This window comes from Colwellia sp. 6M3, from assembly GCF_014077595.1.
Lineage (GTDB): Bacteria > Pseudomonadota > Gammaproteobacteria > Enterobacterales > Alteromonadaceae > Cognaticolwellia.
On record NZ_JACGWF010000002.1, the window covers coordinates 83071 to 95710 of the forward strand.

General features: G+C 35.6%; 13 protein-coding genes and 1 pseudogene. 6 read left to right on the plus strand and 8 right to left on the minus strand.

The window, feature by feature from the left end; all coding sequences use genetic code 11:
- Positions 1–52: 52 nt before the first annotated feature.
- Together H4J50_RS00870 and H4J50_RS00875 are read right to left on the minus strand one after the other, a co-directional pair.
- A complete protein-coding gene (locus H4J50_RS00870) occupies positions 53–418 on the minus strand; it encodes an antitoxin Xre/MbcA/ParS toxin-binding domain-containing protein (protein WP_154904245.1) in 366 nt (121 codons plus the stop codon).
- Positions 419–463: 45 nt separating this feature from the next.
- On the minus strand, positions 464–700 hold the full coding sequence (locus H4J50_RS00875) for a helix-turn-helix domain-containing protein (RefSeq protein WP_154904244.1): 237 nt from the start codon (positions 698–700) through the stop codon (positions 464–466).
- A 110-nt stretch (positions 701–810) separates the two neighbouring features.
- On the opposite strand from H4J50_RS00875, the gene H4J50_RS00880 reads away from it, so the two are divergent.
- Together H4J50_RS00880 and H4J50_RS19910 are read left to right on the plus strand one after the other, a co-directional pair.
- The gene (locus tag H4J50_RS00880; protein ID WP_154904243.1) at positions 811–1341 is read left to right on the plus strand and encodes a hypothetical protein; all 531 of its coding nucleotides are present in this window, start codon (positions 811–813) and stop codon (positions 1339–1341) included.
- A 125-nt stretch (positions 1342–1466) separates the two neighbouring features.
- Positions 1467–1625: pseudogene (locus H4J50_RS19910) on the plus strand (Tn3 family transposase); the annotation flags it as partial.
- Between the two features lie 38 nt (positions 1626–1663).
- Here the strand turns inward: H4J50_RS19910 and H4J50_RS00890 are convergent.
- Together H4J50_RS00890 and H4J50_RS00895 are read right to left on the minus strand one after the other, a co-directional pair.
- Entirely contained in the window at positions 1664–4747 is a 3084-nt protein-coding gene (locus tag H4J50_RS00890) for a Tn3 family transposase (protein ID WP_182253887.1), read from the minus strand.
- Positions 4748–4760: 13 nt separating this feature from the next.
- Entirely contained in the window at positions 4761–5372 is a 612-nt protein-coding gene (locus H4J50_RS00895) for a recombinase family protein (protein WP_182253889.1), read from the minus strand.
- A gap of 216 nt (positions 5373–5588) precedes the next feature.
- Between H4J50_RS00895 and H4J50_RS00900 the strand changes: the two genes are divergently transcribed.
- From H4J50_RS00900 to H4J50_RS00910, 3 genes are all read left to right on the plus strand, one after another.
- On the plus strand, positions 5589–5951 hold the full coding sequence (locus tag H4J50_RS00900; RefSeq protein WP_182253891.1) for a DUF6516 family protein: 363 nt from the start codon (positions 5589–5591) through the stop codon (positions 5949–5951).
- A complete protein-coding gene (locus tag H4J50_RS00905) occupies positions 5948–6304 on the plus strand; it encodes a MarR family transcriptional regulator (RefSeq protein WP_182253893.1) in 357 nt (118 codons plus the stop codon). Before H4J50_RS00900 ends, H4J50_RS00905 begins: the two co-directional genes overlap by 4 nt.
- Positions 6305–6386: 82 nt before the next feature.
- Positions 6387–6716, plus strand: a complete 330-nt coding sequence (locus H4J50_RS00910) for a hypothetical protein (protein ID WP_182253895.1) — start codon at positions 6387–6389, stop codon at positions 6714–6716.
- Positions 6717–6987: 271 nt separating this feature from the next.
- On the opposite strand, the gene H4J50_RS00915 is transcribed toward H4J50_RS00910, so the two are convergent.
- A complete protein-coding gene (locus H4J50_RS00915; RefSeq protein WP_182253897.1) occupies positions 6988–7602 on the minus strand; it encodes a hypothetical protein in 615 nt (204 codons plus the stop codon).
- 534 nt (positions 7603–8136) lie between these two features.
- Between H4J50_RS00915 and H4J50_RS00920 the strand changes: the two genes are divergently transcribed.
- Positions 8137–8961: a TIGR04219 family outer membrane beta-barrel protein gene (locus H4J50_RS00920; RefSeq protein ID WP_182253899.1), complete on the plus strand. Its 825-nt coding sequence runs from the start codon at positions 8137–8139 to the stop codon at positions 8959–8961.
- A gap of 173 nt (positions 8962–9134) precedes the next feature.
- Here H4J50_RS00920 and H4J50_RS00925 read toward each other — a convergent pair whose 3' ends face one another.
- The 3 genes from H4J50_RS00925 to H4J50_RS00935 form a co-directional block, all read right to left on the minus strand.
- The gene (locus H4J50_RS00925) at positions 9135–9641 is read right to left on the minus strand and encodes a cytochrome c family protein (RefSeq protein WP_259366125.1); all 507 of its coding nucleotides are present in this window, start codon (positions 9639–9641) and stop codon (positions 9135–9137) included.
- A 207-nt stretch (positions 9642–9848) separates the two neighbouring features.
- Positions 9849–10886 (minus strand): MBL fold metallo-hydrolase, encoded by a 1038-nt coding sequence (locus H4J50_RS00930; protein ID WP_085300725.1) that lies wholly within the window; start codon positions 10884–10886, stop codon positions 9849–9851.
- Positions 10887–11025: 139 nt separating this feature from the next.
- Positions 11026–12588, minus strand: a complete 1563-nt coding sequence (locus H4J50_RS00935; protein ID WP_085300726.1) for an arylsulfatase — start codon at positions 12586–12588, stop codon at positions 11026–11028.
- Positions 12589–12640 lie beyond the last annotated feature (52 nt).

Sequence of the window (12640 nt, forward strand, 5' to 3'; positions counted from 1 at the left end):
TCGACGAGTCATTAGGTCCGAAATCATCATTAGTAAATAGAAACCTTTATATCTAAACTAGTTGTGCACGGAGGTATATATAAACTTGATCGATATTTTTTTTGTCATCCTTTAACATAAACTCTAAAGCCGAGAGGTTTTCAAAAGCCTTATTAGGTCTATGTATCCAGGTATCGGCTTGAGTTTTAGAGTGAAATAATATTCTCAAAAATTTATATATGCCGATTAAACATGCAATTTTTCTGATTACATCTAAATTTATTTCTGTAAACTTTCCCTTTTTAGCATTTAAAAAATTTGATAAGGGTAAGTTTCCTAGTAAGATTAATTGAGTGTCTTGAGGGACTGCCCAAGTTTCCATAATTTTAAAAAAGGTCTCAAAAGCCACTCTGTTCGACTTACTTAATTCCTGTTTCATGCTAGCTCCACTTCAGGGGATATACCGGAATTTTGTATAGCCTTTTTAATTAGTTTTGTTCTTTATTGTAGATATTGATGGAAATATATCGTCTGTATCACATTCTAATAAGTGCATTATTTCATATATTCTCTCACATGAGATTGCCACAGCTCCTGATTCAACCCTGCTAACATAGCTCTGTTCCACATTTAATAAATGTGCTAGTTCGGCTTGGCTCCAATCTTTCTTTACACGAGCTAGTTTTATATTTTTACCAATGATCTCTATAACTGATCGCATTTAACTAGGATCCGAATCTTAAAAAAGATAATGATCCCATATTGTTAGTATCTCACATATGTACTATAGTACATATAATATGTACTATATATCATAATTTAAGGGTATACATGGATTTAAATCTGGATTCATTTTTTCACACTGTTATTAGTATGAGTAATGTAGACAACTTTACTTTGAAAGAGATAAGTGTTGGTTTTTGTTGTTTAACAAAAACAGAACACTTTGAACTCTCAGAGATACAGAGAAAAGTGTCTAGCTATGTTAAGCAGTTGACTAAAAAAGGTCAGTTAGAAGAATCAATAGTTATAAATAATAAGTTCAAGATTTATAAAAAAACACATTTATTTTACGACAGCTATGACATTATTAAGACAAGAGCTTGGTTACAGGTCGAATTCATAAAAGATTGCCGTGCACAACGATCAAGATTTATTTTTGAAATGTTAGAATATGATAAGGCACTTAAAGCGTATTCTAAATCATATAAAAATAGCCATAATTTAGAAGGTATAATGAAGCCTGCTCATGCCCTTTTAGAAGACAAATGCAGCCTCCTCAAGAAAAAGATAAAAATTATTGATCAACTACTTGAGATATATAATAAAGAAGTCCGCTTAGTACTTAAGTGTGACTATTAGTTTGTAATAATTTTTATGAGTACTTTAATTGATAGATACTAAGTTCGGCTAAGCCTCTAGCATAATAGTACTCTCGGATATCCTCGTCTGGGATTTAAGCCTTTCTTATTTTTATGTAAATAAACGACCGTTTAATTAAGTCCATCTATGTTCTGGAGTATGTTGATAATTCAACACTGCGCCATTATGTTCAACAAGCATTGAACAGAGGTGAAGCATACCATCAATTAAAACGGGCAATTACTTCAGTTAATGGTAACAAATTCCGTGGAGGGGGTAATTCCACATAGCACTGGTTTGTATTCATGAAAGTCTACAGCCCTTAATTTAAAGGGCTTTCAGTCGTTTTTGTGTTTATACTGTTTTCAACTGCAAATTTAGTAACATCTTGAATATCAATAACATTATCTGTATGCCTAAATTCAAAATTTCCGAGTAAGTTAATGTGCTGCCAAGCTACAGGTGAAAAACGCTTAATTTGACTACATAACACTTCATCATTAGCAGCTTCAGCCTTTGCTAATAACTCGGAAAGTATCGATGTGTTGTAGTAAATAATACAGCAAGCTAATATTTTGTTGCATTGATTGCTTATCTCATACGCCTTGTCAGTTTTACCTAATAGTTTTTTGCCGCTAATTTGAAGAATTCCAGCTCGTAATTGATGAAATGCCTCACCTCTGTTTAATGCTCTACTTACTCGTCTTCTCAAATCGATATCATTAATGTAGTTAAGCATATATATGCTCATAGTCATTTTATCAAACTCGATAAGTGCCTTTAACGTAGGGTTTTTCTTTGAATATGATGATAATTTTCTGATGATGGTACTTTGGCTGGTTTCTTTTAGCGCTAATGAGGCAAGGATTCGTAATATGTTGTCCCATTCATCAATAATAAGTTGTTTATTAACCTGGCTCGATGGTTTAATCAACAATTCTGAGTATTCACTTGGTTTATTGAATGCAACTAAATTTTTCTCAGCTTTCATATTTAATTGAGTAAATCTTGGCATGAAGTCATAGCCAAATAAATTCATCAAAGCAAAATTAACGCGATTGATCGAATGCATGTCTCCAGAAACTGACGTGATATTAAGATCGCTAGTATTATTATATACGATATCTAATACATAGTGACTCTCGTGTTCATTAGCACCAATTATCTTGGTATTAACAGGCAAATGATTAGCAATTAAACTATAAGATACAACACCTTTACCATAGCCAAAATATTTTGTTGAGTATCTTGACTGTACTGTTTGATATCTTGTTTCGAGCTTTTGTCCATCTAAACTGGCATGAATGCCATAATCAGACAAATTATAATTATTGAATATCGGAAGTTGGGCTGTTTTATTAATGATTTGATCACTGGCATCAATCATAGAATCAATTCGGATAAATTTACCCGCAATATTTTTTAAGTTTTCCAAGCTTACATCTGATGATTCAGCGATACGCTTGTTCCCTATTGATGTGCCTTGTGCAACAAAATATGCTTTCAGGTAATCAGGTTGGGCTTTTGATTTAGATCCTTTATTGAGTATGTGGGTGAAACTATCAAAAAAACCTGTATGTTTAGCTGTGTAATCGATAACTTTTGAGATACTTTTCGTTTCAATATCCTGGTAAAAAGGATTGTTAGCTTTATCTTCTGCCCTTTTGTACGGCAGTGTCCAGGATAGGTTGTTTTCATTGATTTTTATTTCTTTATTTTCTTTTGACTTTATACGTGCATTAACCATCTTATATAGAGATTCTAATTCAATCTCTTTCTCCTGGAGTAATTCCACAATTGATTTGAGATTAAGGCAGTCAGAAAGCTCATTTAATATTTTAGCTTTATCCTTATTCCATCTTTCAAGGGAAATCAAATCATCCTCCAAATGACGATAATTGACACTGTCTGAAATAAAAGTGCTTCCTGATTTAATTGTTTGTGCAAGAGAGCGGTATAACATGACTTCATATCGCTTGATATTAACAAACTTTACATCGTGGTCATCATCTTTAGATCCCTGCGTGAATTTTACTGAGCCTTTATAGGTAATATACTTTAGTTGCGCGGTAGAAATGAAGTCGGTAGGTACTTCTGAAGCTAACCTATCATCCATTTTATCTTTGGATAACATTAATTTCTTAATAAAATTAATGGCATTGTTAAGGTGATGATTATTACCACAGCTAAAATCAATCGCCATAAAGGTACTACGCAAATTGGTTTTTATTGCATTATGCTCTTTGCTGTAATATTCCCACTCATATTTTTTGTTATTAACTTCAGGCTCAGCCAATTTATTAGTGAATTCATCAAAGTTGTCTTTTTTGATGATCGCATAACATTTTGGCCGAATTTGATCTTGGTGTATATTTTGATTATTAACAACTTTGAGCATTTGACTTGCTAATTTTCGATCTTCACCTACACCCAATTTTGCCTCAAGTATTTTTTCTCCTGCATCAACTTCGGCATGCTTTTCGTAGCCTTGAATTTTATGTACCAAATACGTTGTTAAATGATCATTCAATTTGATGAATCGCTGCCAAACAAAACACATCATACATAATCGGGACTTCATGAGTTCGAATCGTTTGAGTTGATAGACATCATAAAAATCACATATGTCGGCATAATACTGGATATTTTGTCGGGATATTGCCAGCTTGGAAATAATAGATTTTGACTGTTGAAAAATCTCAACTATTTTTTGCTGCTTTTTGAGTTCTTTACGCATTTCATTTGTGGCAAAACTCTTAGGATCTTGTTTTAAGAGCGTCAAACCAGTGATTGTTTGTTCATCTGCCAACAGTCCATCTAATGTATCCCGAGATGTTTTATCTAGTAAAGTGCCAAGTTTTTTCGCTAAACGTTTTTCTTCACGCTGTATAGCCAATGATACCAGGTCTTGTAAAGTCGAATATTTAGGTCGTACAATTTGATGCTTTTCGAAAAAATTTAATAATTCATCAAATATAAAGCGTGGGGATATATCTCTTTTTGATAAGCGTTTAGCTTGTCGGCTCACCTCTATGCCAAATGATGCCTCGTAACGCTTATAACTGTAGATACTTAAAATCGCTTTTTGGGCTGCGTAATGCTTACCTTTGGATGTTAGCTTTTTTGGAAAGTGAGTGTGTGGGAAATAACGATTAATGATAAACCAGGTATCATCTCGAACATCTGAAAATGCAAAGTTATAAAATTGTCGGGATGCTCGAAAATATCCTGATTGGAGAATATAGTTAATTTTATTATAAATACTCTTCTGTTGCTCAAGATAAACTTCATCTTCTACTGTGATCTCAAAGAGCAGCTCTCTATCTTCCGCATCTATTTTGGGAATTTCGTAAAGTTCATCAATTTCTTCACTCGTTAAAATGTTAAGGCTGTTGTTGATGGCCAAAGTACATACTCCTTTATTTATTCATTAAATGCTCACCTTCAGCTTTTAATGTTCCGTCACCGTTAACATATTTATATAAGGTAGTTGTGGTCATGCCTAGGCGTTTGGCAATATCCAATGAGACTGCATTTTTATCTGACATTGCAGTCATTGCCATCTTTAATGTAGATTTATCCATTTTTGGCGGACGTCCTCCCTTACGACCTCTCGCACGAGCCGCAGCTAAACCTGCATTTGTACGTTCACGTATTAATTCGCGTTCATATTCTGCTAATGCAGCGAAAATACCAAAAATTAGTCGTCCATTGGCCGTTGTAGTGTCAATTTCTGCACCAGTTCCCGTAAGCACTTTAAAATTTATTTTTTTGCTTTCCAAGTCATCAACTAAAGAGACAAGATCTTTCATATCTCTCCCTAATCGATCCAGCTTCCAGACAATAAGAGTGTTGCCTGGTTGCAGTGCTTTAAGACAAGCTTCTAATCCAGGGCGTGAATCCTTGCGACTGGATGCATGATCGTGATAAATCCTATTATTATCTACTCCTGCTTGAATAAGTGCATCTATCTGTAAATCCAGCACTTGAGAGCCGTCTGATTTTGAAACGCGAGCATAACCGATAAACATAAGACAAACTTGAGCCAATAAAGATAAAATTCATACTACAATCTTGCATAGTTTAAAACAATGGGTTTATTGGTTGTTTTTCGGCATATTATCGTCAAAATATAATGAACCAAGAAAACGACCGTTTTAATTACTGTAATAGAGATGACAAATTGCTATTAGCCTGATAAGCTTATTATCATCAGGTGATAATAGAAAGCAGAGAAAAAATAACATATGGAAAAAGATCCTGGGCTGGATGTATTGTTGGAGCTTCATGGCACAGAATATACCGAAGATAATAGCTATTGGTACAAAATAGAAGCGTGGGAGGTTGAGCCTAGTAAGGAAATTCCTCACGGGATCCGCTATAACCTGACGCTACACAATAATCATAATAAGCGGATTATGGGGTTCGATAACGCGCATGCTGTAAAATCAAGAAAGAAAGGTAGATTTAAGGGGCGGATTATCGCATACGATCACCTACATAAATCAGCGGTCGACAAAGGTACGCCTTATATATTTTCCAGTGCACAACAATTGTTAAATGATTTTTTCACCGAGGTTAACCGAATTTTAAGCGAGGTTGCACAATGAGTAAGTTAAAAATTGGCATTATGCCCAGAGATGAATTTCAACGCAGGATTCTTGATATTGCGGCAGGAAAAATCACACCCAAGCGTGAGGATCCAAAAATATGGTTTAGCTCTATGAAATCACTTGGAGAAGTATTAAGTGATAACAATATCCGATTATTAAAACTAATCAACGAGCATCACCCAGAAACTCTTGGTGAACTTGCTCGCTTAAGTGGGCGACACACCAGTAACTTGAGCCGTACACTTAAAACCATGGAAAAGTACGGTATTGTTGAGTTGAAAAAGCACGCCCAAAAAGTGCAAGTAATTACTAAAGCGACAGAATTCGATATCCAATATGCTATAGGGTAATGCATTTAATTGAAGTTTTGTTTTAATACCAAAATTTTTTTTATGATAATGAAAACCAATACTTTTTTAAGTGGTGAGAATAATGGCAATTACTGAAGAACAATACGGTGAGATTACAGACGAATTGGATTCGCATGAATTTTTTAACTTAGGTGATTTAGCCGGTGCAGCCAGTAATTCAAATTTACTCGCAGAGCTTGACGGTCTACATGCTCTTTCAAAGCGAGCACTCGATTATAGTTATAATAAAGAAACGCATGGATCATTGGAAAAATTTCTCGAAGAAGTTGAAGAGATGGTCGGTGGTGTTACTGGCGCAATAGAAGCACTTGAAAAAATCGAGAGCGTATTATCAAAAGTAGAAGAAGTATTGAGCAATAAACTCTATGCTGAAGAATTCGAGGGTGACTAATTTTAAATAGCGTTGCCTATAAAATGCTCACTGTGTATTTTTCGAACTGACATAGTATAAAAAATAAATAACTTTTAGTGGGTGCGGAAAGACAGCTGTATGGTTATCTTCATCACATAAAAAATTCACACACGTTATGATAATACGAAGTATCTTGCACACTTATTTGTCTGTTTATTAGAATCGGTATAATAAAAAACCTCTCAATTATATAGGTTGTTTAACCTTAGTTGAGAGGCTCTGACTTATCAATTAACAGTAGGTGTCTTTGTTAATTGCTTGTCCAGCCAATATCTACAGTAAATAGTGTTAATCGAGAGTTTTTAGTTCTACACTCATCTCTATCATAGTATGAAGGGCAATCAGCATTAACTGCGGGGTTATTCACTCGTGATCGTAACTCCAAATCTATTGTATTTAAGAATTGATTATTTACTCCATTATAAACGCCACCTCCATTCACCGGAATGCCAGATCCTCTAGGATAGCCACCGTCTCGCTTTTTAGGGTAAATAAATTGGTTCTGCGGTTGTGCACCAAAGAAACCCATCATTACTTCATAGTCAGCAACTAATACGGCTTCTTGAAATGTATAATTGTAAGTTACTGAAGTTATTTTCGCTGTATACGGAGCACCCTGATAAGTAATACAATTACTAAAGGGTAGTCTAGGCTTAGGCTGGCTAGTGGTCCAATTAGGGTAATATCCATCTGTAAATGGCATTACTACATCGTATGTAACCATGCCACCAGGTCCATAATCACTAGGCGCAAAATTTCCATCCTCCTTCACAAGGTTTAAAGTGCAAATACCTGTTGCGGCTAAAGTAGACGTAGAAACAAACGCCGTGAAGATTAATGGAATCAATGTATATATCTTTTTCATTATTAATAATCCTTTGTTAATATTAAAAATAACAAGGATACAAAAATTCTAAATAGGGTTATTTAGAATAAGTTAATTACAACAATGACTAGATAATGATTAATTACGCTCAATGTAATAACTGAATGATCCCTGCAAAACAAATAAAAAACATAGGATAAATTTATTGTCAACAATAAATAATTCTTTTTTTATTGAATACTTACGATATATTCATTATAAATTGAACTTATAGAACAATATGATGCGAAAGGTAGTAATGGCACTATTTAAACAGGATATAACCAAGTCGGCTTATGGCGAGGAAAAAGTAAGTGGCAGAGCTAGACGATGATTACCACTTAACCCTGTTAAAATGCGCTAGCCGTACGAGGTAAATGCTTAATTGTTAGATTTATCTTAACTTGAATCGATGTATGAGTTACGATTGATTATTGTGTTAATAGCGCTTTTTACGGCCTCTTGTGGTTATAAAGGTGATAGTGAGTATTTAAAAATGGAACATGGTCATTCGTAAATAAGGATATTAATTAGATGAAAAAAACAGCTTTTTCAGCAACGCTTGTTGCACTTTTTACAGCTAACGTACAAGCAGATACAGTTGGTCTATACCTTGGCAGCCAAATTTGGCAGAGTGAAGCAAGTGGTATTTTTGGTGAAGAAAACAGACTAATTGATTTTAATTTAAAAAAAGAGCAACAAATTAACTACTTTGTTGCCGTTGAACATCCTTTTCCTTTGCTCCCTAATGTACGCATTTCAAGTACAACGCTTGATACCACAGGTAAAGCTACCTTAACGCAAGCATTTAGCTTCGGCAGTGAAACCTTTCCTATTGATGACGATGTTAATGTCAGTTTTAACGTCAGTTATATCGACTACACCTTATATTATGAATTATTTGATAATGGTTTATTTTCATTTGATTTGGGTTTAACCGCTAGAGACTTTAGTGGTGCCGTTACTGTTACAGGGCCAAAAATTATTGATGATGATGATGATTGTCCTCAAACATCGCAAGGTAATCCTTGTACATCAACACCAACATCAAGTTCTGTTACTCCTACAGGTAAAATAAAAACCGACGAAATTGAGCCTATGTTGTATGTTGCTACCAACATTATCTTGCCGTTAACTAACTTAAGTGTATTTGCTCAAGGTGATTTTTCATTAATAAATGACCATACACTTTTTGACTATCATGTTGGTTTAAGTTACGACCTCGTTAAGAGTAGGGTGGGACATTTTAATCTGACCTTAGGATATCGTGCCGTGAAAATGGAATTTGAAAATTTAGACAATTTATATACAGATCTTGAATTTAAAGGTGCTTTTGTTGGCGTGATTGCACACTTTTAAAGCTGATCAAATAATATACTAGGAAGTTTTGAATTTAGGTATGTAATTAATATTATTATTGTTCAATGAGTTAAGTGGGTTTTAGTTAAAGAAATTATGAGCACGAAAGCGCTGTAGGCATTGTAACTTAGGGGGTGTAGGGTTTCTTGAATACAAACCAGTGCTATGTGGAATTAACCCCTATTCGATTTAAGATCAAAATTCTTTTTGACATTAGTAGAATGACAATAGGCACACATATAATTCCAATTCTGTCCAGTATTGGTCCAAAAAAATTCCTGATGCTTTTGGGTGAACTGTGGATATAGGTGAAACCATCGTTGGCCGCCATCAGCCTTAGCACGAGAATCCCAAGCAAAAGGAATAAGCTGAACACGTCCGTCATCAAATTCAACCATGTATTGCTGTAATGGCTGGTAGCCAAAAGTATATTTTATTTGGTAGTCGTGAAACTGACCGTCCGGCCCTTCAATATTGACCCAATATTGTTCGTCTTTTTTGAAGAAACTATTTTGTTTGCTGTTGAATTCTAGTTCAGCATTGTTAAAATCAGCTAGTACTGCGTCTGGTTTTGCGTGCCGCATCGCCATATCATGATGCGAGCCTTGCCAAGCTTGGAATTGTTTTTCATGGCAGCTTTGACATTGCTCAGAGCCAAGGTAGTTATTTAAACTGCTCATTGACGTTGCATTCGTTGCTGAGATACATACAAGCATGCAAATAATATGAACAGTCCAGAATCCCAAGGTTCGGTATTTTATTGTATTAAATGGTAATTCAATCAAATGTGTACCTTGATTCTAATTGTGAACCCTTTAGTAAAGTATAAACCCAAATCGACAAAACTATTTTTCGCTCAATTAGGAATGAATAAAATAAATTTATTATCAGCATTGAATATTATTTTTTTGGTAAAAATGAATATTATTTGTTCCCTGAATCACTTCTACTTTACCTTGAGCACATAAATAATTAAGACTTGCCAAAGCTTCTCCATAAGCAAACATCAAATTGCTGTCATTTAACTTACCTTTAAAGAGTATAGGTAAAACGTCTGTAACGGTTCTTGGTTGTTGACAAAAATCATATAAGTTATTGATGTTTTTTTCCATCTCTTCAATCAACTTATTCAAGCGAACATTTCCACCGTTAAAAGGGAGTCCATGAGAAGGCAGCACTAAGGTTTTGTTATTAATTGTTTTATTAAGATAATGACAGGAAGATAAAAAATCAGCCATTGGATTGACATCTGGCCTTGTTGGCCAAACGCTTACATTTGATGAGATAGTGGGAAGTAATTGATCGCCGGAAATAAATAGGTTTAATTTTTCACAGAATAAACAGATATGCTCTGGAGAATGACCGGTACCTACATGCACTTGCCACAAATATTTTCCCAATGTAACGCAGTCTTCATGCTTCAATTGCTGATAAATACTTGGTACTGGGTAAATAAGGTCGCTGAAAATTTTAATATGCTTTAAATAACGTTGAGCTTCTTTATCACCTGCGCCAGCGAGTTGATAAAATTGCTCTATTTGGCTAAACGGTGCTTGTACCTTTTTGGCAAATAATTGATGATAAAATTCAAATTCACCTTTTGACATCAGTAATTGCGCGCTTTGCTGCTTAGATATCCAGCCGACAAGACCGATATGATCGGGGTGAGCATGGGTGCAAATAACCCGACCAATAGGTTTGTTCTTTAGTTGGCTCGAAATTATTTCCAACCAACTGTTTTTTGATGATGGAGTGTTTGGTCCTGTATCAATTAATGTCCAATCGCTATCTTCTTCGATAAGCCATAAATTGATGTGATCTAAACTGAAGGGCATTGCCAGACGCAGCCAATAAATACGAGGTGATATTTCCTGTATCACATTGAATTCAGGCTGTTTAGAAAAAGGGTAAGTGATATCTGTCATCTTATGATCCTGCCATAAAGGGCTTTGTTATTCGTTTCAATATAAATGCTATACCGTCGCGTTTAGCGTTGGCGCATTGGACTGCGCCCACTATTGATTTAGAATACTCAATAGTAGGTTTATTTTGTAATTTTACATTTTAGTCATATTGACGAGGTTTTAATTTCATTACCTTTTCAGTTATAGCCTCAACATTAAAACTGGCTGGATCTTGTCGGGGAGGGTACTTAATAAACGTTTTTAAGAATTGCTGAGAGACCAATATTGATTGATACAGATAAGGTAAACGCTCAAACATCCATCGACTATAGGCACCTGCTTCAAGTTGTGCACGTTCGAAAGGATCTTGACGCAAATTAAAAATAAGTGGTAATCGGAGTTGAGTATATGGTTTATGCCATACGTCGACGCCAGTGGCTTCTTGTATTGAGTACATGACTTTCCAATCACCCATGCGTATCGCTGAATATTCTCCGTCATCAGTAAAGTAGAAAAAGTTCTCTCTAGGTGAGGTAACTGATTTTCCAGACAGGTAATCAGTTAAGTCAAAACCATCTAAATGAACATTAAATTTGGTACCGTTAATCTGATGGCCATCTAGCAACTTATTTTTAATGTTAGGCTCGCCGGCAGCAGCAAGCAATGTAGGAAGCCAATCGTTGTGAGCGGCTAATTCATTAAATATAGAGCCTGGCTTAACCGTACTAGGCCAACGAACCATTGAAGGAACTCGAAAGCCTCCTTCCCATGTGGTGTTTTTCTCACCACGAAAGGGGATCATACCACCGTCAGGCCAAGTAAACATTTCTGCGCCATTATCAGTTGAGTATAAAACAATGGTATTACCAGCTATTTTTTTCTCATCTAAGAAGTCAAGTAATTGACCAACGTGACCATCGTGCTCTAACAAACCATCGCCATATAGCCCACCTCGTTTTGATAACCCCTGACTTTCTTCTTTCAAGTGAGTCCAAACATGCATACGGGTTGCCGTCCACCAGACAAAAAAGGGTTTGTCTTGTTTAACGGCTTTGTCCATAAACTTAATCGCAGCTGCCGTTATTTCGTCGTCAACTGTTTCCATACGTTTTTTAGTTAGAGGGCCTGTATCTTCAATTTTTCCATCGGCATATGAATGGATAACACCTCGGGGGCCAAATAACTTCTTAACTTGTGGGTTTTTGGGATAATCAGCAAGTTCTGGTTCTTCCTCTGCATTTAAATGATAAAGATTACCGAAAAATTCGTCGAAGCCATGCTCTGTTGGCAAAAACTCATCTTTATCGCCTAAATGATTTTTACCAAATTGACCCGTCATATAGCCCAGTGGTTTAAGGAGCTCGGCAATGGTAGGATCCTCTTTTCGAAGACCTTTATCTACACCTGGTAAGCCAACTTTGGTCAAGCCTGTACGCACGGGATGTTGACCGGTAATAAAAGCTGAGCGCCCAGCAGTACATGAATTTTCACCATAATAGTCGGTGAACATGCCGCCTTCTTTTGCTATTCGGTCAATGTTAGGTGTTTTATAACCCATCATGCCGTGACTATAGGCACTGACATTAGACATGCCGATATCATCACCCCATAGTACCAATATATTTGGTTTGTCGGCGCCATAAACAGATGAGGTTATAAGGAAGGTAAGTATTATTGCTGTTGATAAGCAGCATTTAAATACGCTTTTAGGTAAAATGTCCATAGCGTCTCCATATTTAGGGTAAAAAGCTCAGCAAATTAATTGTACTGAGCTA